Source organism: Peribacillus sp. NPDC094092 (assembly GCF_050279365.1).
Classification (GTDB): Bacteria; Bacillota; Bacilli; order Bacillales; family DSM-1321; genus Peribacillus.
The window spans coordinates 474,242-498,352 of sequence record NZ_JBNNUC010000001.1; the positions used below are offsets into that span (position 1 = coordinate 474,242).

At 39.3% G+C, this 24,111-nt stretch carries 25 protein-coding genes; 2 read left to right on the plus strand and 23 right to left on the minus strand.

The window, feature by feature from the left end; genetic code table 11:
* Positions 1-28: 28 nt before the first annotated feature.
* From ACQKNS_RS02220 to ACQKNS_RS02280, 13 genes are all read right to left on the minus strand, one after another.
* Positions 29-1,156 carry an MBL fold metallo-hydrolase gene (locus ACQKNS_RS02220; protein ID WP_427640987.1) on the minus strand — a complete coding sequence of 376 codons (1,128 nt, stop codon included), beginning with the start codon at positions 1,154-1,156 and terminating at the stop codon, positions 29-31.
* A 39-nt stretch (positions 1,157-1,195) separates the two neighbouring features.
* Positions 1,196-1,591, minus strand: coding sequence for a DsrE/DsrF/DrsH-like family protein (locus ACQKNS_RS02225; RefSeq protein ID WP_427640988.1), 396 nt, complete (start codon positions 1,589-1,591; stop codon positions 1,196-1,198).
* 28 nt (positions 1,592-1,619) lie between these two features.
* Complete coding sequence (locus ACQKNS_RS02230; protein ID WP_427640989.1) at positions 1,620-2,192, minus strand: sulfurtransferase TusA family protein; 573 nt, start codon at positions 2,190-2,192, stop codon at positions 1,620-1,622.
* Positions 2,193-2,245: 53 nt separating this feature from the next.
* Entirely contained in the window at positions 2,246-2,542 is a 297-nt protein-coding gene (locus ACQKNS_RS02235) for a rhodanese-like domain-containing protein (protein ID WP_427640990.1), read from the minus strand.
* Between the two features lie 18 nt (positions 2,543-2,560).
* The gene (locus ACQKNS_RS02240; RefSeq protein WP_427640991.1) at positions 2,561-2,929 is read right to left on the minus strand and encodes a rhodanese-like domain-containing protein; all 369 of its coding nucleotides are present in this window, start codon (positions 2,927-2,929) and stop codon (positions 2,561-2,563) included.
* 28 nt (positions 2,930-2,957) lie between these two features.
* Positions 2,958-3,437, minus strand: coding sequence for a DsrE/DsrF/DrsH-like family protein (locus tag ACQKNS_RS02245; protein ID WP_427640993.1), 480 nt, complete (start codon positions 3,435-3,437; stop codon positions 2,958-2,960).
* A 118-nt stretch (positions 3,438-3,555) separates the two neighbouring features.
* Positions 3,556-3,861: a monooxygenase gene (locus ACQKNS_RS02250; RefSeq protein ID WP_427640994.1), complete on the minus strand. Its 306-nt coding sequence runs from the start codon at positions 3,859-3,861 to the stop codon at positions 3,556-3,558.
* Positions 3,862-3,900: 39 nt separating this feature from the next.
* A complete protein-coding gene (locus tag ACQKNS_RS02255) occupies positions 3,901-4,161 on the minus strand; it encodes a metal-sensitive transcriptional regulator (RefSeq protein WP_427640995.1) in 261 nt (86 codons plus the stop codon).
* Positions 4,162-4,497: 336 nt separating this feature from the next.
* On the minus strand, positions 4,498-5,739 hold the full coding sequence (locus ACQKNS_RS02260; protein WP_427640996.1) for an amidohydrolase: 1,242 nt from the start codon (positions 5,737-5,739) through the stop codon (positions 4,498-4,500).
* Between the two features lie 7 nt (positions 5,740-5,746).
* Positions 5,747-7,141, minus strand: coding sequence for an APC family permease (locus tag ACQKNS_RS02265; protein ID WP_427640997.1), 1,395 nt, complete (start codon positions 7,139-7,141; stop codon positions 5,747-5,749).
* 23 nt (positions 7,142-7,164) lie between these two features.
* On the minus strand, positions 7,165-7,869 hold the full coding sequence (locus tag ACQKNS_RS02270; protein ID WP_427640998.1) for a FadR/GntR family transcriptional regulator: 705 nt from the start codon (positions 7,867-7,869) through the stop codon (positions 7,165-7,167).
* Positions 7,870-8,433: 564 nt separating this feature from the next.
* On the minus strand, positions 8,434-8,919 hold the full coding sequence (locus ACQKNS_RS02275) for a peptidoglycan-binding domain-containing protein (protein WP_427640999.1): 486 nt from the start codon (positions 8,917-8,919) through the stop codon (positions 8,434-8,436).
* Between the two features lie 51 nt (positions 8,920-8,970).
* Complete coding sequence (locus ACQKNS_RS02280) at positions 8,971-9,210, minus strand: hypothetical protein (RefSeq protein WP_427641000.1); 240 nt, start codon at positions 9,208-9,210, stop codon at positions 8,971-8,973.
* A gap of 338 nt (positions 9,211-9,548) precedes the next feature.
* On the opposite strand from ACQKNS_RS02280, the gene ACQKNS_RS02285 reads away from it, so the two are divergent.
* Positions 9,549-11,183: an acetolactate synthase large subunit gene (locus tag ACQKNS_RS02285; protein WP_427641001.1), complete on the plus strand. Its 1,635-nt coding sequence runs from the start codon at positions 9,549-9,551 to the stop codon at positions 11,181-11,183.
* 27 nt (positions 11,184-11,210) lie between these two features.
* Positions 11,211-12,644, plus strand: a complete 1,434-nt coding sequence (locus tag ACQKNS_RS02290; RefSeq protein ID WP_427641002.1) for an aldehyde dehydrogenase family protein — start codon at positions 11,211-11,213, stop codon at positions 12,642-12,644.
* Positions 12,645-12,801: 157 nt separating this feature from the next.
* Here ACQKNS_RS02290 and ACQKNS_RS02295 read toward each other — a convergent pair whose 3' ends face one another.
* The 10 genes from ACQKNS_RS02295 to gltS form a co-directional block, all read right to left on the minus strand.
* On the minus strand, positions 12,802-13,203 hold the full coding sequence (locus ACQKNS_RS02295) for a YybH family protein (protein ID WP_427641003.1): 402 nt from the start codon (positions 13,201-13,203) through the stop codon (positions 12,802-12,804).
* A 367-nt stretch (positions 13,204-13,570) separates the two neighbouring features.
* On the minus strand, positions 13,571-14,338 hold the full coding sequence (locus tag ACQKNS_RS02300) for a DeoR/GlpR family DNA-binding transcription regulator (protein WP_427641004.1): 768 nt from the start codon (positions 14,336-14,338) through the stop codon (positions 13,571-13,573).
* 254 nt (positions 14,339-14,592) lie between these two features.
* Positions 14,593-15,315 (minus strand): twin-arginine translocase subunit TatC, encoded by a 723-nt coding sequence (gene tatC, locus ACQKNS_RS02305; protein WP_427642109.1) that lies wholly within the window; start codon positions 15,313-15,315, stop codon positions 14,593-14,595.
* Between the two features lie 86 nt (positions 15,316-15,401).
* On the minus strand, positions 15,402-15,590 hold the full coding sequence (locus tag ACQKNS_RS02310) for a twin-arginine translocase TatA/TatE family subunit (RefSeq protein WP_427641005.1): 189 nt from the start codon (positions 15,588-15,590) through the stop codon (positions 15,402-15,404).
* A 112-nt stretch (positions 15,591-15,702) separates the two neighbouring features.
* On the minus strand, positions 15,703-17,127 hold the full coding sequence (locus ACQKNS_RS02315) for an amidohydrolase (protein WP_427641006.1): 1,425 nt from the start codon (positions 17,125-17,127) through the stop codon (positions 15,703-15,705).
* 518 nt (positions 17,128-17,645) lie between these two features.
* Entirely contained in the window at positions 17,646-18,821 is a 1,176-nt protein-coding gene (locus tag ACQKNS_RS02320; protein WP_427641007.1) for a M20 family metallopeptidase, read from the minus strand.
* A 2-nt stretch (positions 18,822-18,823) separates the two neighbouring features.
* Positions 18,824-20,050: a Zn-dependent hydrolase gene (locus ACQKNS_RS02325; RefSeq protein WP_427641008.1), complete on the minus strand. Its 1,227-nt coding sequence runs from the start codon at positions 20,048-20,050 to the stop codon at positions 18,824-18,826.
* Between the two features lie 17 nt (positions 20,051-20,067).
* Positions 20,068-21,255: a hypothetical protein gene (locus ACQKNS_RS02330; protein WP_427641009.1), complete on the minus strand. Its 1,188-nt coding sequence runs from the start codon at positions 21,253-21,255 to the stop codon at positions 20,068-20,070.
* 635 nt (positions 21,256-21,890) lie between these two features.
* Entirely contained in the window at positions 21,891-22,505 is a 615-nt protein-coding gene (locus ACQKNS_RS02335; protein WP_427641010.1) for a HutD/Ves family protein, read from the minus strand.
* Positions 22,506-22,916: 411 nt separating this feature from the next.
* Complete coding sequence (gene gltS / locus ACQKNS_RS02340) at positions 22,917-24,110, minus strand: sodium/glutamate symporter (RefSeq protein WP_427641011.1); 1,194 nt, start codon at positions 24,108-24,110, stop codon at positions 22,917-22,919.
* Position 24,111 lies beyond the last annotated feature (1 nt).

The following is a 24,111-nucleotide window of genomic DNA, read 5'->3' on the forward strand; positions in this document are numbered from 1 at the left end:
ACTTTCTTGGATTCTATTTTTACTAGTATTAGCGAACCGCACAGCGATTTGGTCCGATTTCCATTTCGCGCTGTTTTTCATCATCAGGCTCGATTTTCCCCATATTGGTTTCGCGAATTTCTTGATAAGCGTTTGGTTGAGGCGGTAAATTCCTTGTAACCAGCTCTCTGAATTCCGTTTCATCTTCAATGTTCAATCCATGATTGTCAGCAAACAGCGAACCCAGCTTTTTAGCGACACTTCCATCTTCATTCAGTTCATCGATGATCATGAAATGTGATGGCAATACAATTAACTCGTCTGATAATTCCCTATAACGTGCATAAAGTGTTTCTCTCAAGTCCCCTACCCAATCCTCAGCCAAGCCAGCTAGGTCCGGTCTGCCAATGGAATCGATGAATAGTATATCCCCGGAGAGCAAGTATTTTTGATCGACCACAAATGAAGTGGATCCAATGGTATGGCCCGGGGAGTATAATGCTTGGATATCAATCGCCGTATGACCGATCGTTATCACTTTACCGCTTTCTAATGGCTGATATTCAAAAGCTACTTCAGCCGCATCTTTTGGCGGCAGCCAATAGGCTGCATTTGTTACTTCCGCTATTCGTCTTCCACCTGAAATATGGTCGGCATGTAAGTGAGTATCCAGTACATGCGTAATTTTCACTCCGATACCTTCGGCGAAATCAAGATAAGCATCTATCATTCTTGTAGAATCAATAACGGCTGCTTCACCATTGGAGATGACCATGTAAGATAGACAGCCTTTACCAAGTCGAACAAATTGATAAATTTCTGCTCCATTGGTCAATTCACCGACCCTCACTGGTTCCAAGTGTTCACTCCATGCTTTCATGCCGCCCTTCAAATATGAAACATCCAATCCTGCCTCAGATAGCATTTCAGCCACCATTACAGATGAGCCTTCCTTTGCACATACTACCAGGATTTCTTTATTGGCCGGGATTTGATCAAGGATTTCTTCCACGCCATCCAGTAAATCAAAGTAAGGGATATTAAGGAATTCAAAGTTCTGCCCTTCAATTTTCCAATCATGAAAGTCACTTTCATTTCGTACATCCAAAATAAATAATTCTTTTTTATTAATTACTTTCTTTGAAACCTCAGCGGCTGTCATTTGCTTAAATGCCATTCTATATACCCCCTATAGTATTAAAAATCCTAAATTTTTTTAAAAGGTCAATGTAACATCAGCATCTTTAGCGAACTCTAAAAATGTGATTGCCCCACCTACTTCGATACCGTCAACGAAAGCTTCTTTTTCTATGCCTAAAACGTCCATGGTCATTTGACACCCAATAAACTTGACATCCATTTCCTGTGCCATAGTAACTAATTCCGGAATTGAAGGAACATTAGTCTTTTTAAGACCTTCGGCAAAGTGCTCCTTACCTTCAGGCAATGGAAGTTTTCCATTCATTTCTTTATGAATTAAATTCAAGCCTTCAAAAGTAAAGAAAATGGCCACTTCTTGATCTGTTGCTGCCGCTGCCGTTGCGATGTTAAACACTTTATATGCGTCAAATAAACCACCATTACTTGCAATTATCGCTACTTTGTTAGTCATGATATTTTCCTCCATTATAGAGTCACCTTTATTCTTTAACGGATTTTTGCGTAGGTCCGTTCCATTGGCTCATGCCTGGTACAACATTCAATACCTGTTCAAATCCTGCCGACGTCAGCTTTTGTGCAGCAAGATCACTTCGGCTGCCAGAACGGCAAATCACGAAAATCTCTGACTCTTTATCAAGTTCACCCATACGTTGTTCCAATTCACCCATTGGAAGGGATTTCGCTGCTGGAATATGATGAAAAGCATACTCTGCGGATTCTCGCACATCCAGAATGATCATATTTCGATTTTCTTCCATTACTTGAAGAAATTTTTCATTTGAAATGATTTTTTCATGCTTCTTCACTTCTGTTTCTTCTCCGCTCGCTTTCCGAAGATAATGTTTTAGTGTGGACCCTTCTTCCACTGTACCTATATATTGATGACCTGTACTTTCCGCCCAGGCTTTCATATCGGCAGTTGACCCTTTATCAGTCGCTTGAATTTCCAGTACTTCACCTGCTTCCAACCCATTCATGGCTTTTTTCGTTTTTACGATTGGCATTGGACATGCTAAACCTTTAGCATCCAAAACGGAATTTGTTTTAATCATTTTATTTCCTCCTTGTTTTCCCTATAGGGGTAGGGGTATATACGAACTTAAAATTATTCTATGGGACCTTCCCATTCATTCATACCACCCACCATGTTCAACACTTTATATCCATGACCCTCAAGTATCTGTGCGGCCATTGAACTTCTGCCTCCTGACCGGCAGACCATGATATACTCTTTTGATTTATCCAGATCCTGCATTCTAAATTCCACAAGACCCAGCGGGATATTCAAAGCATTTGGTATTTTCCCTGCCTTTACTTCCTCCACCTCCCGCACATCAATAACGTGGACTGGCGAGTTTCCCTTCAACAATGCACTTACTTCATTCGGTAAAATTTCTTTCATCTTTTAAGATCCTCCCTTTTATTCGCGCCAAGAACTCATGCCGCCTTTTACGTTGGTTACTTCTTCAAACCCTGATTTTTTCAATACTTTACATGCATTACTGCTCCGCATCCCGCTTTGGCAGATCACAACCACTTCTTTATCTTTTGAAAGTTCTTGGGCCCTTTTGCCAAGTTCGCTTAAGGGTATATTTTTAAAGTCCTTAATATGATTGCCCCTATATTCATTAGGAGTACGGACATCAATGAATTGCTTATTTCCTTTGTTACTCAGCTCAGCTTTTAACTCTTTTGCATTTATATTTTTAATCCCCTTAGCCGGGACAAATCTCTGATATAAAAACCAAACGATGAAACCTAATATGATGAGATTGAATATAGTTCCCATTTGAACTCATTCCTCCAGTACCCCAAATTTATATAAATAAGTTTACATTTCCATCCTCTGCTTCAGCTAAATAAGCCGCAACACCTGCATATTCAATTCCATCCAATAATTCCTCTTGCTGCAAACCCAATAAATCCATTGTCATCGTACAGGCTATTAGTTTGATTTCTTGTTCTTGGGCCAACTCAATTAAATTTGGGAGTGACATGGCGTTATGCTTTTTCATCACATGTTTGATCATTTTAGGACCCATCCCAGCAAAATTCATATTGGAAAGACCCATTTTATCTGAGCCACGCGGCATCATTTTTGCAAACATTTTTTCCAGGAATCCTTTTTTTAATAAAACCGGCTCATCCTTCCTTAAGGCGTTCAATCCCCAGAATGTATGGAAGATGGTCACTTCATGATCATAAGCCGCCGCCCCATTTGCAATGATATAAGCAGCCATTGCCTTATCATAATCACCACTAAATAATATGATTGTCGTTCTTTTCTTTTCAGTCATTATGTTTTCCCCCTGATCGATATTTCATTTCCCTTTATACCCCACAGGGTATATATTATGCTAAAAAATATAGTTCGTCAACCTACTTCACTGAAAAATGAATGGAATAGGTTTTTCTTTATTTAATTGGTCCATGATTGATTGAAGTCAAACCTTCATTCACTTCGAATATTTTTCCATTAACCTTCTCGATACCAAACCCTTTTAACCGAGCTATGTGCATAGTCAAGTACTTACTTGCGAATGCCTTCGTTTCAAACAAATAAATGCCACCAGCTTCCTTTGCCTCATTGTCTTCGGTCCAAATTTTCCAGATCAAGCCTTCTTCATCATTAATGCTTTTTGCTAAATCAGTAAATTCTTTTACCATTTCGTTGCCAAATGGTCCATCCATTTTAAAATCCACTTGTAAAATATAAGCCATGGATAACACTCCTTTTTCTAAAGTTCAGGTCAGATTCTTTTACCTGCTTTTTATCAGTAAATTAACCGCTTCCTTGACTAGATGATCAGTGCCTTCGCCTTTCTCAACGTTTTCCCGAACGCATTGCTCAAGATTGGCACTTACGATAACACCCATGGTCCTATCGATGGCATTACGTGCAGCCGACAATTGAGTGACGATTTCCCTGCAATCTTTTCCCTGCTCCATCATTCCAAGTACACCCTTGATTTGTCCTTCAATCCGCTTCAAGCGATTAATGACACTTTTATCATACTCCATACTCTGCCCACCCATCTATTTACAAATGCAATTACTAACCTCAACTGATTGCCTTATTTCTTAACCGTTTAAGAAGCGAAGCCCTAAGTTTACTTCCAATATCATCCCTTCGCATAAGTAATATGCAAGACCTTCACGATTTCCTCGTGAGTTTGAGTGCTTTGCTCGTGAAATTATGCATTTTTAACTTGTGAGTTCATATTATACCTATGGGGGTATAATGTCAAGCCGTTTATTCCCACTTTTATTTAAAAATAAAAAGCCGCCATATACGGCAGCTTTCACTAATTATATGTCAGCACAAAAAGAATAGCGTTTTTTCGTTATTATATTATGTTAATTTTTTGCCAAGGTTTGATTGAAAGAACCTGAAACAAAATTCCCTTTGTGCATAACCGCAAGCCGCCTTGCACGTCTTGCGACTGCTTCCGCTGAACAGCTAGCTTCCACAAAAACAGCATCCGCTTTATCACCAATGGTCGGCCAAACTCGCTCCCCCTCTGAATTGAGAGGCATTTTCCCGCCTGTAATAAAACCAAGGGCCCGTCCTAAAGACCACTCATCAATCCAAGCGAAACGTTCAGCCATCAGACTAGCTTTGTAAAGAACGTCCCCTGTGCCAAATGGGTCCCAATGATCCGTTATGCTGTCATTCACAAGCGAGACATTTATACCCTTTTCATGAAGCAACGGTATGGGAATTGTGGGAATATCGATAGGTACAGTAGAAGCAATTGAAATACCCGCTTGAGCTAAAGTTTCCGCCGCATCGGCTGCCGCTTCAACTGGAACTTCCCCGAGTCCAAACGCGTGTCCAATTGTTACTCGTCCCTGCCAGCCTGCTTCTTCCGTAAGTTTAGCCAATCGTTTCATCGTATAAATTCCCAGATGACCGGGTTCATGTAAATGCAAATCTATATCTGCATCCGCTTCAACTGCAAGTTCTATGAGTGCATGCAATGAAGCCTCAATATTTTCATCTACTATGGCCGGATCCAATCCCCCTGCAGCAGTAGCTCCCATTCGCAATGCTTCCCTTACAAGTGGAACGGAATTACTTCGCAAGAGTCCATGCTGAGGAAAAGCAACTAACTCGTAAGAAATCTGTCCATCGTATGATTGTAATGCCTGTAAAACTGCTTCCATGTTTTTCAACCCAATTATGGGGTCCACATTACACTGAGCCCGTATGTGAGTTACCCCATTGTGTAAAAGCAGCTCCAAAATCTTCTTCGCCCTTTCTTCCGCAACAGGAAGAAGAGAAAGAAGCATGTCTTCTTCTTCTTTCATTCGGCCAAATACATCCACAAATGGGGTACATGCTTTCCATTTACCTCCATAATATGTTTTGTCCAAGTGAATATGCATATCCTGAAAACCTGGAAGCATAAGCAGTCCGCCCGAATCCTGAACTGGCAAGTCAACGGGTAATTTCTCATGGGCTGGGATTATTTTAGTGAACTTTCCTTCTTCAACTAGGATATGGCAGTTTTCCGTTAGTGTTTTTGTAACCAATCCACCTTTACGAAGGAAACCGCTTTCAAGTAAAACATTTGCTAACCAATATGATTGTGTCATTAAAGTATCATCCTTTCATTTCATTCATATTTAATTCCGGTGGTAGTTTTTTGAAGAAATTCGTATTGAGTCCTAAGTAAATAACTCCAACAGTCAACCAAATCAAACCTGCAGTTTTAGCATACATATCCAACTTGTATAAAAAGAATAGCGTGATCATTGCTCCAACGGAAGGGAATAACAAATAGCGTACAATATTTATGCCTTTACGCTTTTTCTGCTTAATAAAATAATAGAATATAACGGATATATTTACGAAGGTACAGCCAAATAGTGCGCCGAAGTTCACTAAGGAAATGACTGTTTTTACATCAAGAAACAAAGCAGTTAAACTAAGCGATCCGATAAATAAAATACTATTTGCCGGAGTAGCCTTTTTAGGGTGAATGTAGCCAAAAAACTTTGGTATAATTCTGTCGCCACCCATTTTGCACAACATACGGGAACAAGAGGTTTGTGCAGCTAAAGGGCCCGCTATGGCTCCAATCAAGGTGAAGAAAGGATAGATAACAGCGAGTATCCCTATTCCAATCTTTTTAAATAATTCAAGTGCCCCCGTATTTACATCCGTGAATTCACTCCAGCCTGCAGGCCAGGCTAATAGCATTAAATAAGATACGGTTGTAAATAAAAGCCCCGCACCCGCACAAATTATCAATACAGCTCTTGGAACATTTACTCTCGGATTGATAGCTTCTTCCGCTACCATTGTTACAGCATCAAAACCAAAATATGATAGTACCAGTATAGATGCACCAGTAAAAATGACGCCCCATCCTACTTCCGGTTTAGCAAACTCACTAGAGTTTACAAATACATCCCACGAGAAAAAGGATCCCATTCCCCCTCCTTGGGCGATAAATTTAATTAAAAAAATCGTTACAATCGCTATAATGGAGAGCTGAACCAAAACAATTATATTGTTTACTTTGGCAGTAACGTTAATGCCAACGTAACTAATCGTTGTCACAAGGACAGTTAATCCGAGGATCCATATCCAATTAGGTATTTCAGGGAAAATCGCATTCATATAATTAGCAGCAATAACGTAAGACAGCATGGGTACAAGAAGATAATCCATCATAACAGTCCAACCTGTTAAAAAGCCGATATATGGATTTATCGCCTGTTGGGCATACGTGTATGCAGAACCTGAAACCGGGAAAGCGGCAACCATGCTTCCATAACTAAATGCTGTGAACAGTATGGCTAATGCTGTTAACGCGTGAGTTAAGGAAAACATTCCGTGAGTTATATTCGATACAATTCCATACATATCAAATATTGTAGTAGGTATTAAATAAGCAAGGCCGTAAAATACAAGGGAAGGGAGGGTTAGAACTCTCTTAAAATTTGGCTCTTCTTGAATTAAACCTGAATTAACGATGGTTTTAGCTTTCAATTTATTTCCCCCTATTATTGGTATCAGGTGTGAGTGTTTTGTACGCTCTTATACTCCTCTACCATTTTGATATAATGGCTTTTCACATCTTCGATATGTTCTTTCATCAATTCAGAACTTCTATCTGAATCCCCTTTTTTCACCGCCTCCAAGATTTGCTGATGGTAATATAGTGCATTTTTTGCATCATCATAAGTTGCCATTTCAATCCTAACCTTTTTGAAAAATTCCGAAATATTATTGTACATATCAATAATCACTTGGTTATTAGTCGATCGTGCAAGCGTTCTATGAAATACAAGGTCGGGAACGATAATAGAGGATCCCATTTTAATACATACTTCTAAGTCGACAAGAGATTGTTCAAGAATATGGATTTCACTCGGTTTTATCCTTTTTGCAGCCAAATAAGCGATTTCAGCTTCAATTACTTTGCGAAGTTCTAATAAGTCTAGAGAATTATCGATATTGACAGATATTTCGAACGTGCTTGAAAATGCCTTGTCATGGAGATGTAAACTTTTCTTTACATACACCCCCTTCCCTACTTTTTTTTCTATAATTTCTTTTTCAGAAAGTGATTGCAATGCCTCTCTTACAGAAGACCTGCTTACTTCTAATAGTTTTGCCAATTCTCTTTCAGATGGGAGCTGGTCACCACTCATAAGATTGTTCTTAAGAATAAAATCACATAAAAATTTTTGAACAGTTTCACTTACAATTGTCATCTTTAAGTTCAACTCCATAGCTTTAAATATCAGACCGGTCAGACCAGTTTATACAAAAAATAACCTCGTTATTTGGAAATATACATTTCCCTCGTCCCCTTTCTTATTTGTTTGAATTTTCTATCTATTTAATATGCAAATCCTATTCCAAATTAACAAAATACCGTTTTAACAGCTGTTCATCAGTAAAATCGGAAATATCATCATGCGTTTCAGAATAAAAAATTCAATAGTGCATAATTTTTATATTTGGATTTTAAAATTTCGAGCTGCAAAAATCGTAAATGTATCGGATGGCTCACCACTTTATTATTGAAAAAACTTGCGCCAAAACCCCAGCAACAAATAGCACTTTGCAGCATTACATAAACATTAATATATCCCCTCACTCCTAAGAATTGGAGGTGGGGGGATATGAATTCAATCAAACTTCACGCCAATTGCATGATGATAAAAAAGTTACTCAGAATATATAAATAAACTCGTGAAAGCCAAAAATAAAAACGTGCCTATTTATGGGCACGTTTTCATATGAAAGGAAAATTCGTTGGTCCTTCCTGTTCCTTAATTCGCATATAAGCGATATTGGTCGCTTAATGTATCCCCATTACCGTAAATATAGGCTTTAGAGCCTGATGTATAGGAAGAATTGTCGTACTTCCATTTAATCCTTAGTCCCATGTTTCCGCCTGCTCCATATGTTTCATTACCATACTTTTTTATATATTGCGAGAAGCTATCCCACGTCCGGGGGCCAACCACACCATCCACTTTCAAGTTGTTTTCTTTTTGATATTTCTTTACGCCCGCTTCTGTCTTTGGTCCAAAAATCCCATCAACGTCAACCACTGCTGAATCCGTATAAAAACCCATGACATTCAGGATATACTGCATATTCCTGATTTCCACCCCATGAGAGTCCTTCCGCAAAATAGAGTTTTTATCCCAGTTTTCTGGATGGTGAAACCCTCCAGCTGATGCTGAAGCAGTGGAAAAAGATATCCCAAGGGCCATTGCTAATACTACCAAACCAGTAAGTAATTTCTTCATAGCTCCATCTCCCCTTTTTTTTGTACATCCGAACTACCTTACCATTTCCCCTCAGATTTTATATTTCCCTTCCGACCAATATCCTGTTTTGAGCTTGTTAAACAAACACTTATCAACCATGGCTAACCTCCGGCCGGCATCATGGTCATCCAGTAAGTAAGCAGACGATTCCTCATCCTCCCATTTTTCCTTTCGCTGCAAAAGAAGGGGTTCTTTCATTAAGATATAACTTTTGGTCATCACCTTCGCTATACTATCAAATCCTTCTTCTTCGGCTAATTTTGGGAACATAGCACTTCGAACAATAAAGGATTTCTGGCCGAAATTCCTGGTCAGAATTTCCCAAAAAATGGCGCACCCTGCCTAGTGCATTGATGCCTCTGATTTTGGTCTAACATTATAGATAAGTGCCATTACAACAAGTGCAACAGCAATAAATGATAATTAAACGACTTGCGATTTCCATTTTGCTTCTCCAAATTATGACTATCGAGGTTAATTTACTTAAACGGGAATTTCTTTATAGTTCAAAATGGTTTTAACATTACTCAAGTACATAATTTCCAGTAGACAAAGCCAACATAAAGGGAAAGAAATGAAGAAATCGAAATGGTCTAGGAGGGAATAATTTGAAGGCATCTGATTTGTTTGTAAGATGTTTGGAGAATGAAGGGGTTCAGTATATTTTTGGGATACCTGGTGAGGAAAATACCGATCTTATTGATTCTCTAATTAGCTCTGATATTAAATTTATCTTGGTTCATCATGAACAAGCTGCAGCTTTTATGGCAGACATCTATGGCCGGCTAACAGGAAAGCCCGGCGTCTGCTTGGGTACATTGGGACCGGGTGCAACAAATTTATTGACAGGGATAGGAAGTGCTTATCTGGACTATTCCCCTGTTGTCGCGATTACAGGTCAAGCGGGCCTTGATAGGATTCATAAGGAGTCGCATCAATATGTGGACATCATTGGGGTTTTTAAGGAAGTAACGAAATGGAATCAACAAATTAAGGTGCCGCATACGATTCCCGAAATTATCCGGAAAGCATTTAAAACTGCAGTCATAGAGAAGCCGGGAGCTGTTCATATCGAACTCCCCGAAGATGTGGCGATGATGGATACAGAAGGTGAACCTCTTCCGGTTACACCAATGCCTAGATCCCGCCCTGCCGAGGAAGAAATCAAAAAAGCCGTGGAATTAATAAATCGAGCAAAAAAGCCTATTATTCTAGCTGGTAATGGCGTGGTCCGCGATGGAGCTGCTGAGTCCTTACGGAAATTTGCAGAAGAGAAGCAAATTCCCGTTGTGAATTCCTTCATGGCCAAAGGAGTTTTACCTTCCAACCATCCATTGACCCTTTTTACAGTAGGGATGCAAGCAAGGGATTATGTTCTTTGCGGGTTTGATTTGGCCGACCTAATTATCACCGTCGGTTATGATTTCGTCGAGTATTTGCCAAAGTATTGGAACGATGAGGCAAAGAATCCGATTATTCATATTGATGCTCGGCCGGCTGAGATTGATGCTTATTACCCCGTCCAGGCAGAATTGGTCGGGAACGTTACGGAGGGACTTGAAGCCTTGTCCACTGGTGTAGTGGAAAAAGAACTATGGCCCGAAGTGAAAAAGTTAAGGTCTCAAATCATAGAAAAATTTCATTCTTCGGATGATGTATCAGGAAGTCCAATCATCCCTCAGCGAATCATCGCCGATTTGAAAAGGGCGGAAAAGGGCAATGCCATTGTCATTTCGGATGTGGGAGCCCATAAATTATGGATGGCACGGATGTATCAGCCGGAAATGCCTAATCACACTATCATTTCTAATGGATTTGCATCGATGGGAATTGCCATTCCTGGCGCAATTGCAGCCAAACTGGCAAAACCTGATAAACCTGTCATTGCGGTTACAGGGGATGGCGGATTTCTGATGAATGGGGTTGAATTGGCAACCGCAAAACGTCTAGGTCTTGCCTTCGTGATCGTCATTTTCCATGATTCAAAATACGGCCTAATCGAGTGGAAGCAATTGAATAAATTTGATCGTACGAATGCGATTGAATTTACAGACCCAGACTTTTTAGGCTTTGCAAGTAGTTTTGGTGTTAAAGGAGTTAAAGTAACCCACTCCGATGAATTGCTTCATGCATTGGAAGAAGCGATTTCGAGTCAGGAAATTGTCTTGATTGATGTGGATGTCGATTATTCGGAAAATGTAAAGCTCTCGAAAACACTAGGTGACTATATTTGTAAATTATAAAGGCAGATATTATTGGAGGGATTTCAGATGAAGAAAAAGTGGCAATTGTGGATTGGTGGTAAATGGCGGGAGGCTAAATCATATGAGCCATTATATAATCCCCATTCAAACGAAGAAATTGCACAAATCGGACAGGCTGAACCAGCGGATGCCGTTGAAGCGATTGTCGAGGCAAATGCAGCTTTTCAGAAATACCGATCCTACCCGGCACATGCACGAGCAGAAATTTTATATAAAGCTGCCGCAATCATGGAAGAACGCAGTGAAGAACTTGCGAAAATCATTTCTCTAGAGGCGGCGAAAACGATTCGAAATGCTCGTGAAGAAATGAATCGTACGGTCCAGACCTATCGTTTTGCTGCAGAAGCGTCAAAGAACAATTATGGAGAACAAATCCCGATGGATGCGGCAGTGGGTGGGGTAAACCGTTTTGGATTCACGGTTCGCACCCCGATTGGCGTCGTTACCGCGATTACCCCATTTAACTTTCCATTTAATCTGGTCGCCCATAAAGTTGGTCCAGCTATTGCGGCTGGAAATTCGATTGTGTTAAAACCTGCCGAACAAACCCCGTTGAGTGCACTGTTTCTGGCCGATATTTTTAAAGAAGCAGGGTTGCCCGATGGAGTATTGAACATCATACCAGGCAAAGGGGATGTTTTAAGTGAAGCGCTGACGACCCATCCACATGTAAAAAAAGTGACTTTCACAGGCAGTGTAGAGGTCGGGCACCTTATCCAGCAACAGGCAGGCTTCCGTAAGCTTACACTAGAACTCGGATCCAATTCGCCTTTCATCATTGATGAAGGTGTAGACATCGATAAAATTATTCAACGGAGTGTGATGGGTTCATTTACGAATAATGGGCAGGTGTGCATCTCGATTCAACGAATTTTTGTCCACAAATCACTATACCAACAATTTTTAGATCGATTCGTCAGTGCAACAAAACAGCTTGTCATCGGTCCTCCGCTTGAGGAAAATACAAATATTACAGCGGTTATTTCAAAAAAATCATTGGAACGTTTACAAAGTTGGATTGACGAGGCTGTACAGGAAGGAGCAAAAATTGAGTGCGGTGGTACAGTGGAGGGCAATGTACTATTGCCTACGGTCTTAACCAATGTAAATCGTGACTCAAAGGTATTTCGTTTCGAAGTATTTGGTCCAATTGTCTGCATATTCCCATTCGATACGCTGGATGATGCCATCACTGATGCAAATGATTCTCGCTATGGTTTGAACTCAGGTGTGATGACACCGAGTATAGAACGAGCTTTTTATGCGGCGGAACGCTTGGAAACGGGTGGGGTCGTAATCAATGATATCCCAACTTACCGAATTGATAATATGCCTTATGGCGGCTGGAAGGATAGCGGTGTTGGCCGGGAAGGTATAAAATATGCAATGCAAGAAATGATGGAGCAGAAGTTTATCAGCTTTAAAATAAGGGACGAATGAACATAGGGAAAATTATTATTTATAGTATAAGAGACGGCGATATCTTAAAGATTTCGCCTTCTTCTTGTCGTAAAATGAATGTTTTTTGTTGTAGTCTTAGAAGGTATTTATTTGCTAAAAAAAATAAAAAGCCACCATATACGGCAGCTTTCACTATTTAATTCAATTCTTCTATTATTTCAGCACCATAAGAGTTGTCGATTATGCAGCGCCATGTACCAGTGGAATTTTTTTTAAATACATATGTCGCAGTTCTTTCCATAGAGAATTCGGAATCATCCTTTTGATTGGCACTAAGCTGGGCTTTTGCCACAACCAATGCCGTATCACCCGTTTCGATTATCGCCATCTTTTCTTGATTGACGATTAAGCTGTGATTAAAGTATTCAGCGATAGCAATGAATGCCCGACGAATTTCCTCTTTTCCTTTCGCTAATGTTCCAGGTTTGACAACTAAAGTCGCTTCCTCTGAATAGAACTCCATTAAAAGATCAAAATCCTCATTGTTTATTGCCCTGTCCGCATTTTTTATGACTAGTTCCAGCTCATGATTCTGCATAATCACCCTCCTCTTCAACTTCACTTCATACTAATTGGTGTTCGACTGCCATGATGGGGATTCCTGCTGCTCATTAAAAAAAGAGAATGTTTAATTAAATTAATGGTGAATGAACATAAGGGTTCTAGAGAATGAATGACCACGGTTCATTATCATTACGATATGTTTCATGCAACTTCAACTTGATGCAAACTGAAATGCAAAAAATAAGAACTACTTCAATCAAAAAAAGAGCACCTATTGGCCGCTCTTTTTTCATCATTTATACTTCCACGTGATTTACATGTTCAACACTATTTCAGGCGGAACCAAGAAATTCGAAGTGTACTGAGGTTTTTTCTAAAACTCGAACCCAAAGTTCTAATACTCAATCTTGACCTGGAACCACAATCACTTCTACCACATGTTTTTTAAGTGTTTCCTGCATGTTTTTTGGTACTTCTTTGTCTGTAATCACTATATCCACGGAGTCTAAGTCACATACCTTTTGAAAAAAAGTTTTATTAAATTTCGTTGAATCTGCAATCACAATGACCTGGTCAGAACGCTTAATCATTTCGTGAACAAGGAGGCCTTCTTCCTCGATGGAAGTGGACAGTCCTTCAGAAGAGATTCCGCAAGTACCAATGATGCATTTATTCACCTTATAATCTTGTACATCCCTAATGGCTCTTGAACCATATATAGCTTGGTGTCTAGTGCTTAATGTTCCACCCAATAAATTAATTTTCATATCTTCTCTTCTGCTTAATACACTGGTAACGTTAATCGAATTAGTCACGACCGTATTGTTTCGACTCTTTAAATATTTAGCTAGAAATTGCACGGTTGTGGAGGCATCCAAAATAAGGTGATCCCCATCGTTTATCAAAGAAGCTGCAAATTTTCCAATCTTACTTTTAGCTTCAGATGCCATATTCATACGCTCACCATAATTATGGACTTCATTGGAAAGCAGAGCCTTTTTCGCCCCACCCCGTATTCGAATGATCTTCCTCTCCTCTTCTAAATTTATTAAGTCTCTTCTGGCCGTATCTTTAGAAACATTATTTATTTTACAAATTGTATCAATATCAATCCGTTCATTTTCATTTAAATATTGAATAATGGCGTATAATCGTTCATCCTGTAGCATGATCTCACCTCGTAGATTTAATTATACGTTAATCCAAGTTCATTCACAATGAAACCTGAATTATATTAAGGATAATTAAGCTTTAGAGGGTAGATTATAAGTAAATGCTGAACACTATTTTTAGTTATCAGAATTCCAAATCGAGGATATTAACCACCAGGATTTGAATATCCCGACCATAGGAAGAGGTATATGCCGGTTATGCCTAAAAATAACCTTAACATGGAAATATTCTTTCTGGTGCCAGGCCCTTTTTAGACAGATTCATACATCTCTTTTTTACCTTCTTTTTCCCTTTGATGTCGTTTATATACGAATTTGGATAGGCTTACACTGCTTTCATATAATAGTAGTAAAGGTATCGTCACAAGGATATCTGATAGAAAGTCTGGTGGAGTAATCAAAATGGAAATAACTATTAAAATAAAGTAAGAATATTTCCTGATTTTTTGCAAACGATATGGATTTATTATTCCTAAACTTGTTAAAAACATAATGACAACCGGCATTTCAAACAGAAATCCAAAAGGCAGTGTCATATGAAGCATAAATCGGAAATATTTCTCCGTTGTAAAGAAAGTTGTAAACATGTCGTTTGATAGAGACATTAAAAAATTCAGAACGAGCGGAAATAAAATGAAGTAACCAAAACTGATTCCTAGTGTGAATAGAATAAATAGTGCTGGTATATAAGCGCTAGTAACTTTGCGTTCTTTTGGTGTTAACGCTGGACGTACAAACAGCCAAGTTTGGTGCGCAGCAACCGGTATAGTGGCCGTGATGGCAACGACGGTAGCAATAATTAAATAAACGAGTATGATATCACTCGGTCCTAACAGAGCTAGCTTAAACGGCAAATCTTTAACTATAATATTATATATATCTTGAACAAATATAAATGTCAGTACCAGGAACAGCGTGAAAACGACTAAAGTGATGATAATACGTTTACGCAACTCCTCAAGGTGCTGAATCATGCTCGTTATTTTTTGATTTTCCAACATCATCACTCCAGGAAAAAAAGATGTAAGACAGATCCTACATCCCCTCTTCATTTATTTGATTAGCTTTCTTTCTTATTGATCACATCCGCATTAGTGTCATCTGCTACAAGGTCTCTGGTAGACTTTTTAAATTCCCTTAATGTTGAGCCAAACGCCCTTCCGATTTCCGGTAACTTAGAAGGGCCGAAAATAATGAGTGCAATCACTAAAATTAGCATCAATCCTGGTATTCCAATATTTTGTAGCATAACTTCCCCCATTGGTATTCATATTTTGTCATTCTTTTAAATCGTTAAACGTTGCTTATTGAACCTATCCCCCTTCTTTTTTACCAAGGTTCCTTAACTATGTCATACCCTTTTAATTGGTATGAAGCTTAGGCTTCACGCTATCCAGAGAACCTGAAGAAAGAGTTCCCTTATGCAAAACGGCAGCACGCTTTGGCAGCCGGGCTACGGCTTCGGCCGAGCAGCTTGCTGGAATGAGTACGGCGGTCGCGGCATCGCCTACCTTTGGCCATATTTGCTTACCGGACTCGTCTAGCGGTGTAATGCCGCCGGTAGCAAGGGATAGTGAGCGAGACAGGTTGTATTCGTTTGACCATCCATACAGATCTGCAGCGAGATGCGCCTTCTGCAACGTATCGCCAATCCCGAATGGTGACCAATGATCAGTAATACTATCATTACCAAGCATGACGTTCACCTTATGCTTCTGAAGCAGCGGAATCGGCATTACGTCTTTGCCGATTGGAACGGTTGAGGCAATGGAAATACCAAGCGATGCAAGGCGTTTTGCCATTTCTATGTCGGCACCATCCCCTAACGAAGCGAGCGAAAATGCATGACTGATCGTCACTTTCCCCTGCAGACCGGCTTCCTCAGTCAGATCAGCCAATCGTCGAATTGCCTTCAAACCCGTTTCGCCACCTTCATGAAGGTGAATATCAATTCCTGCTTTGTAATCAACCGCGATCTGTACCATCGTTTGCAACGATTTTTCCATATCAACGTCAACTAAGGTTGGATCTAGTCCGCCAACATGTGTAACTCCGAGCTGCATGGCTTCGCGTATCAGTCCCTGTGCATTTGAACGGAGCAAGCCATGTTGGGGAAAGCCAACGATTTCATGTGAGATTTTATCTGAATAGTTTGCCAAGGCCAGATTGAGTTTCTCAAGATTTTTTAGACCAATGACTGGATCGATGTTGCAATGGCTTCTGACATATGTAGAGCCGTAGCCAAGAATTAGTTCAATTAATTTCTCCGCACGCTCCTGCGCTGTTGGAAGGAGCTCCAGTAGCAGTGTCTGCTCCAAGGTTATCATGTCAAAAATGCCATTTTTCCTCGTCGCAGCCGCTCTCCAAGGACCCCCATAAAAGGTTTTATCCAAATGAATATGCATATCTCTAAAAGAAGGAAGTAGCAGCATGCCTTTGGCGTCATAGCAATCGATCCCTTTTCCATAAGGGGACTTAGTATCTAGTATTCTGGTAATGGTACCTTTAACAATATGGAGGTTCCTCAACACGGTTTCGGTTGCGACGACCTGGCCATTTTCATACTTGTAACCACTTTCCAATCTGACATTCATCAGTATGTAGGAACTGTTCTTTCCTGGTTTTTTGGTGTTATGGGCAGCCTTCTTCCCAGCATCCGCACTTGCCGTCTCAGGCATGAATAATCCCATCGTGTCCGTGACACCGAGAACCGCGGAAGCGCTTCCAATTTTACAGACGTTACCTATAAACTTTCTGCGTGACAAACCTTCCGTTTCCTGATTCACCTGTAAATTCCTCCTCAAGTAAGTTTGTATTTTAAGATGATCATGATTAATAGACTTCATTGGGAAACAAGAGGCACCCATCCAGAATTTGATTGAGTTTACCCTTGCCTCCCAAATTTCATATCTCTTCTAGTGATGGTTTTTTGGATTTTATTTAACAAATTGTTTCGATATCATCCATTTCATTTTTGTCGAAATAGTCACTTGTCCATTTACATGATTTCACCCTATAGGTCCAATTATAAGTCCATTTAATTTTAATAGCAATGAAATCTGCATTATTTTAAGTAATTTTAAGTTTTTTTAATAATTAATTGATTTCTCAGTTTTGATTTCGAAAAAAGAATTTTTGTCTTTGGATTCCTTGCTAATGGACAAAAGGGAATGGTAAAATCCACCCCCTTTTTGACTGTGTGCAAAGCCCTTTTAGTGAAAATTTAACCCTGAACGCCAAAAGGCCGCCAATCGGCGGCCTTTTACCTTTTAACAATTACCGTAACCCTCTTTTATCCAGTCCGTTATTCGTGCAAATATGCCCAGGCATATTGAGCGTAAAGTTCTGCACCGGTAGTAAGCGCATCTTCGTCAATGTTGAATTTCCCGTGATGATGGGCCCATTCCGTATCTTTTTCAGGGTTTCCGGATCCTACCAAAGCGAAGCTTCCAGGTACTTCATCTAAATAGAAACTAAAATCTTCTCCACCCATTGTTGGCTTTTCATTATATACTGTGTCTTCGCCAAAAGCATTTGAAGCAACTTTTTGCACTAATTTTGCACTGTATTCATCATTAATGACAGCTTGCGTTCCACGGTAATATTCAACCTGTGCGGTCGCACCGTAAATATTAGCAACATTTTCAGCATATATCTGGAGCTGTTTTTCAATATGGTCACGTGTTTCAGGATCAAAACAACGGACCGTCCCTTCAATAACGGCATTTTCTGCAATGACATTAAATCGTGTGCCCACGACCATTTTTCCAACTGTCAAAACTGCGGGATTTTGTGGGTCGACCGTTCTTGATACGACGGATTGTACATTCATGACGAATGAAGAGGCCACAATAGTTGCATCGATACAATCCTGTGGCATTGCACCATGTCCGCCTCTTCCTTTAAACGTTACTGTAAAGATATCTGCTGAAGCGAATGAAGGCCCTTGAGAACAAGCAACCTTGTTTGTTGGCATTTGCGACCAAATATGGATGCCAAAAACATTATCAACACCTTTGACAGCCCCTTGTTTAACCATTTCCCTTGCACCTGTTGCTACTTCTTCTGCTGGTTGAAAGATTAATCTCACATTCCCAGGTAATTCTTCCTTTATTACGTTTAGTGCCTTCGCTGCAATCAATAGCATGGATGTATGTGCGTCATGACCACATGCATGCATTTTTCCTTCTTCTTTTGAAGCATACGGCAAGTCTTTATTTAATTCTTCAACAGAAAGGGCGTCCATATCCGCTCTTAATGCTACCGTTTTTCCTGCCATACCGCCTTTAATTTCTGCAATGACACCTGTTGGTTCTGCTTTGCGATAAGGTATTCCTAATTTTTCAAGGTATTCACAAATAAAGGCCGTTGTATTTTCTTCTTCCCATGACAACTCAGGTTCGCTATGAAGTTTTCTGCGTATTTCTATTAACTCATCACTATAATTTTGAATCGCTTCTTTTATCGTTTGATTAATCATTCTCATTCTACCTCCGTTAAACATTTAGCCACTTCGTAAAATATTTGCACTCCATTTGCTAAATGACGTGCATCAGACCATTCTTCTGGACAATGACTTAGTCCCGCTTTACTTGGAACAAAGAGCATGCCAACATCAGTCACATCGGAAAAAACCATCGCATCATGACCTGCTCCACTATTAATGGAACAGTATGGAATTTCCAAATCAGAACTTTTATCTTTTAATAAAGCTTTTATTTCATCACTCAATACCTTTGGCGGCATATATAACACCTGTTCCGCAGTTGTATGGATCCCCTGTTCATGAAAGGATTCGATTAATTCTTTCATTCGCTTGATGACATTGTTAATATGTTCTTCCTTGCTAGATCGGATATCTACCGAAAATTCGACTTTATTTGGAATGACGTTGGCTCCATTTGGTAACACATGCAGTCGTCCTGTCGTGATAACCGTTCCTTCACCTTCCTCCATTGCAAAGCTCGGTAATTGAGAAATAATCTGAGCGGCTGCAACCAATGCATCCGTACGGCGATCCATCGGGGTTGTGCCTGCATGTCCTGCCTTTCCTTCAATGGTTATTTCAAATTGAGTTAAACCAACAATAGCCTCTACAACACCAATGGGGATATTCTTCTCTTCAAGGATTGGCCCTTGTTCTATATGCAATTCGAGAAATGCTTTAATGCTATTAGGATTTCTCCTTTTCGGAAGTGATGAATCCAGGCCAATTTTTGACATCGCTTCAATTGTCGTGATACCTTCTTTATCCCTTAAGTTTTTAAAACCTTCCTCACTAAGTGTTCCCACCATTCCTCTCGAACCCATTAGGCCTCCGCCAAAACGAGCACCCTCTTCTTCAATCAGGGCAACGATTTCCAATGGATATTTAGGTGTTAGTTGATTTTCTGCAAATAGGGCAGCCACTTCAAGAGCGACAATTACACCGGCTGGTCCGTCATACGCACCACCATTTGGTACAGAATCAAAATGTGAGCCGATCAAAACGCTTGGTGCATCTTTTAAAGTACCTTCAAGCTTTCCAAAAATATTTCCAAGTCCATCCTCCTGTACTGTTAGACCGGCTTCCATCATTTTATTTTTAATATAATTTCGTGTAAGTAAGTCTTCCTTGCTATACGTAAGCCGGGTAGTTCCTTTTCCGGGTGTTGAGGTAAATTCGCTCAAATCATTTATTTGTTTTTCGATACGTTCGATAAGACTCACTTAGAATCCCTCCTATTTTACAAGAATTGTACAAATATTCCTGCCAAAATTACCGATACGATTGTAACTGATATAAATCCACCAACAAGCATCGGCGGCAGCATGTGGCTTAGCAATGCTTCTTTTTCATTTTCATCTTTTGTTAATGAATTGACGACTTCATTGGTGATAATGTAATCGGCAGGAAACCCGTATAATGCTGTTAAAGATACAGCGAAGGCCATTTCTTTGCTGACTTTTAACAATTTCCCTGCAATGAATGAGAATATATACATGCCAATAACAGCTAGGAAAATGCAAACAATAAGTGGGTAAAGGATCTCCATCATCATACTTGGTGTTGCACTTTTCAATCCGTCAAAGACGAAAAGCATAAGGGCCATGATGGCAAATCCAAATCCATTTGCTTTTTGCAGAGTCTGCTTTTCCAAGAAACCTATACTTTTTCCGACAACACCGAATAGTAAGCAAAGAACAAATGCATTTATTGATATAATCGGCTCTAATCCAGTCGATACAAGGTAAGCGAAAAAAGCAACAATCGCAAGTCTGAAAAACTTAAAATATTCCGTATTATATTTTTCAGGAAGTTTTTTAAACAGCTTAAGTTCCGTCATACCTTCTGCAGCGGCGGCAGTATCACTCTTTTTTACCGTTAATTGCCCATTGCGATATTGCCCCAAAAGCTTCTTCCCTTCTTTCTTCAACACAATTGAAGTTAAAGGATATCCAGCAAAGCCTTGCATTACATAAATCACAATGGCAAAAACGGACAAACTTGTAAGTCCTGCGTCTGCCGCTCCTTCTGACATGATTATTGAAGATACCATTCCGCCCACTAAAGGTGGAATCGCTACAAGGACAGTTTGCAGATCAAATATAAATGTGCCAATTGCGAATAATAGTGCAACAATACCAAGAATGCCAGATAAGGAGATGACAATCGTTTTCCATTGATTTACCAACTCTCTTATTGAAAGCAATGTTCCCATGTTCGTGATCAATAGGTACATCATCATGGTTGCCACTACCGGTGGAACACCTGCTATCGAAACGATATCTTGCGGGAAGAATGTCCAATAACCACATAGAAATAGGATGGCGGAGACGAAAACGGAAGGTACCCAGGCTTTTGTTCGGACCGCCACAATGTCTCCTACAAATAAAATCAGAATAACAATTACTAAAGCCAACATCTGTGACATATGAGTTCCTCACCTTCCAATTTAATAGTTTGAATATTCTAAAATAATATCATTAAATCGTTTGAATTTAAAGACAATTTTATATTTTCAGGTAATTGTACACAGATAATAGGAAATGTAAGTGTTTTAATTCTGCTTTCACATACCGAACATTCCCAAATTGGGTATTTCAAAATAATATTAATCATAAAATTAACTTTATAGACTTTTCATCTCCTTAAGTCACAGAATATATTGATTTATTTTTAAAAACAAAAAGCCGTCCAAGGACAGCTCTGATTAATGATTATTTAATATCCTGTTTACTTTTCATTTAAAAAAACTGAAAAAAGTAAACTCTTTCTGCTTTCATAATCTTATATATTTCTGGCACTATTGCAGAACCCATTGTCAACCATTAGGCTGTGAAAGTGCTGACGTCAAATCACGTCATGGCGCCGGCACTAACTGCGCGGATTTACTAAAGCAGAAGGATGCCTTTGGCAAACGGGCTAGTTGCTTTTGAAATGATAATGCCCTCAAGAACAATCCGGGTTTCATCTGCAGGGTCTCCCATTTTTCTGATTTACCTTTTACCAGCACAATTTGCAGAATACGATACTACTAAGTTTTTTTCACTAGAACCAGATTTTCCATCAATAAAAAATACTTACCTTAATAATTGTTGCAGTTGTGCCGTCTTCGTAATTGGATAACTTTAAATTTACATTATCGCAGAAATGATCCATGTTCACGATTACCAAGTCTCCTTGCCCTAAAACAATCGTCTCTTTTTCATCGATACTCATTCTACTTTTTCCTTTGAAACAATAATAGACTTCTGATCTTTTCATAGATTGCCCATTACCCAACACTTCAGAATGGATTCCATCATTCAAATGAATCTTGCTAAGGTCTCCCTCGCATCCTTCTGCTAACATCAAATTAAAGTCCGTAACCCTCCCCATACTTCGCGTTGTCCAGCCTCCATCAAACCGATCCTGTTCAAATGGCTGTAGTTGCACACGGTGATTTCCTTTATGGTCCAGCAACATTTCACCATCAAGGATCATGATGATTCTCTGAATGCCTGGAAGGTGAGTGAATATGGATTCGTCCACCTCGACATCCGCGGTGCTTATCCGCCAATTAAATTCACGCTTCGAGTAATCTCCATCTTCAGGATAAATGGCAAGTTGTGTTGTTTTACCACCTGACCAAAGACTGGTTATTTGTTCACTTTTCCTTATTATTTTTAGTGAATATGACAACTATTTTCTCCCCTTTTACTATTAGTTTCCTTCGTTGAAAACAAATTCGACCAGAGTGCAGATCAAAAAATTGTTTATTGTGGATAACAAAGAGGCATAACTGAGATTAGATGTACTGGCCTCCGATCATCGTAGCACAATTTCATTCTTACTTGATTACACAATGTCATTCATACCTCCTGTCCAGTTGCATAAACAAACAGAAAAACCAATGTGCATTACCTACTACATGGACAATTTTTGAATAAAGGCAATAACCGAATGTTTTGGTACAACAACCAAAAACATTCGGTATCAACACTATATTCTAAACTTTATTTTGACCATTTCGGACTTTGCATTGAAACCACTTTTTTCATGCAATTATAACCCGGAAAACATGAAATTCGTTCTATCATTAAGGACAAATTATCATTTTAATAGATTAATACTTATAATGATAATTGGCATGGCAAAAACATCAATAAGAAATGCACCCACTATCGGTACGATTAAATAAGCTTTACTTGAGGGTCCATATTTAGCAGTGATTGTCGACATATTGGCCATAGCATTTGGTGTAGCACCTATACCATGTCCGATGAACCCTCCAACCATAACTGCTGCATCGTAGTTTTTGCCAAGAAAGCGAAACATGATGAATATACTTAAGAGTATAATGAAAATTACTTGTACCACCACAATCAAAATAATAGGTAACGCAAGGTCAGCAACTTCCCATAGTTTTATACTCATTAATGCCATTGATAAGAAAATACCTAAAGTAATATCTCCAATAAAGTTTATACTAGGCATTTCGATGATTTTTCCATTTATTTTATCCAAAATATTCCGAACTATTACAGCCACTATCATTGCTCCAACATAATTCGGTAAAACATAACCTGTCTTCGCCGAAAATAACTCTCCTAAATATGAACCTACAGCCATACAAAATGTCAGTATCAATACTTGTTTCATAAATGAAGCTGCATTCAATTCTATTTTGTCTTCCATTTCTTTCTTTTCCTGAATTTCAATATCCTTTTTACTTGGTGTTAATTTATGTTTATTAATTAGATATTTTACAGTTGGACCTCCAACCAATCCACCAAATACTAACCCTAAAGTAGCTGCTGCTATTCCAATTGCTTGGGCAGATTGAATTCCCAGCGATTCAATGGTGCCGCCAAATGCTGTAGCTGCACCTATGCCGCCTTCCATGGAAATTGCTCCTGCCATCATGCCTATCAATGGATCTATCCCAAAAACGGGTGCTAAAGAAATTCCAATTAAATTTTGAGCAAATGCCAGAAAACCACATAACAACCAATATATTAATAATAATTTACCGCCGACTTTCACTAATTGAAAACTAGCACCCAATCCAACAGTCGTAAAAAACGTTAACATAAATAATCCCTGGAGGGTCGTATCTAATGAAATGGTTACATTTAGAAAGGTTTTAAGACTTGTAGCGACTATCGCAAACAGTAATCCCCCTACAACAGGTGCAGGGATGCAAAAGTGTTTAAATATTTTGACATTCTTAACGATAATCCCGCCTAGTGCTAAAAGCAGTACCGCTAAAAAAATTGTGATCGTTTGATTAATCTCGATGTTCATA

What these genes read in the sequence shown, in the direction of transcription:
- ACQKNS_RS02220 (WP_427640987.1), bottom strand. Translation starts at nt 1,156, where the DNA reads ATGGCATTTAAGCAAATGACAGCCGCTGAGGTTTCAAAGAAAGTAATT.
- ACQKNS_RS02225 (WP_427640988.1), bottom strand. Translation starts at nt 1,591, where the DNA reads ATGACTAACAAAGTAGCGATAATTGCAAGTAATGGTGGTTTATTTGAC.
- ACQKNS_RS02230 (WP_427640989.1), bottom strand. Translation starts at nt 2,192, where the DNA reads ATGATTAAAACAAATTCCGTTTTGGATGCTAAAGGTTTAGCATGTCCA.
- ACQKNS_RS02235 (WP_427640990.1), bottom strand. Translation starts at nt 2,542, where the DNA reads ATGAAAGAAATTTTACCGAATGAAGTAAGTGCATTGTTGAAGGGAAAC.
- ACQKNS_RS02240 (WP_427640991.1), bottom strand. Translation starts at nt 2,929, where the DNA reads ATGGGAACTATATTCAATCTCATCATATTAGGTTTCATCGTTTGGTTT.
- ACQKNS_RS02245 (WP_427640993.1), bottom strand. Translation starts at nt 3,437, where the DNA reads ATGACTGAAAAGAAAAGAACGACAATCATATTATTTAGTGGTGATTAT.
- ACQKNS_RS02250 (WP_427640994.1), bottom strand. Translation starts at nt 3,861, where the DNA reads ATGGCTTATATTTTACAAGTGGATTTTAAAATGGATGGACCATTTGGC.
- ACQKNS_RS02255 (WP_427640995.1), bottom strand. Translation starts at nt 4,161, where the DNA reads ATGGAGTATGATAAAAGTGTCATTAATCGCTTGAAGCGGATTGAAGGA.
- ACQKNS_RS02260 (WP_427640996.1), bottom strand. Translation starts at nt 5,739, where the DNA reads ATGACACAATCATATTGGTTAGCAAATGTTTTACTTGAAAGCGGTTTC.
- ACQKNS_RS02270 (WP_427640998.1), bottom strand. Translation starts at nt 7,869, where the DNA reads ATGACAATTGTAAGTGAAACTGTTCAAAAATTTTTATGTGATTTTATT.
- ACQKNS_RS02275 (WP_427640999.1), bottom strand. Translation starts at nt 8,919, where the DNA reads ATGAAGAAATTACTTACTGGTTTGGTAGTATTAGCAATGGCCCTTGGG.
- ACQKNS_RS02280 (WP_427641000.1), bottom strand. Translation starts at nt 9,210, where the DNA reads ATGTTCCCAAAATTAGCCGAAGAAGAAGGATTTGATAGTATAGCGAAG.
- ACQKNS_RS02290 (WP_427641002.1), top strand. Translation starts at nt 11,211, where the DNA reads ATGAAGAAAAAGTGGCAATTGTGGATTGGTGGTAAATGGCGGGAGGCT.
- ACQKNS_RS02295 (WP_427641003.1), bottom strand. Translation starts at nt 13,203, where the DNA reads ATGCAGAATCATGAGCTGGAACTAGTCATAAAAAATGCGGACAGGGCA.
- ACQKNS_RS02300 (WP_427641004.1), bottom strand. Translation starts at nt 14,338, where the DNA reads ATGCTACAGGATGAACGATTATACGCCATTATTCAATATTTAAATGAA.
- tatC (WP_427642109.1), bottom strand. Translation starts at nt 15,315, where the DNA reads ATGATTCAGCACCTTGAGGAGTTGCGTAAACGTATTATCATCACTTTA.
- ACQKNS_RS02310 (WP_427641005.1), bottom strand. Translation starts at nt 15,590, where the DNA reads ATGCTACAAAATATTGGAATACCAGGATTGATGCTAATTTTAGTGATT.
- ACQKNS_RS02320 (WP_427641007.1), bottom strand. Translation starts at nt 18,821, where the DNA reads ATGATTAATCAAACGATAAAAGAAGCGATTCAAAATTATAGTGATGAG.
- ACQKNS_RS02330 (WP_427641009.1), bottom strand. Translation starts at nt 21,255, where the DNA reads ATGTCACAGATGTTGGCTTTAGTAATTGTTATTCTGATTTTATTTGTA.
- gltS (WP_427641011.1), bottom strand. Translation starts at nt 24,110, where the DNA reads ATGAACATCGAGATTAATCAAACGATCACAATTTTTTTAGCGGTACTG.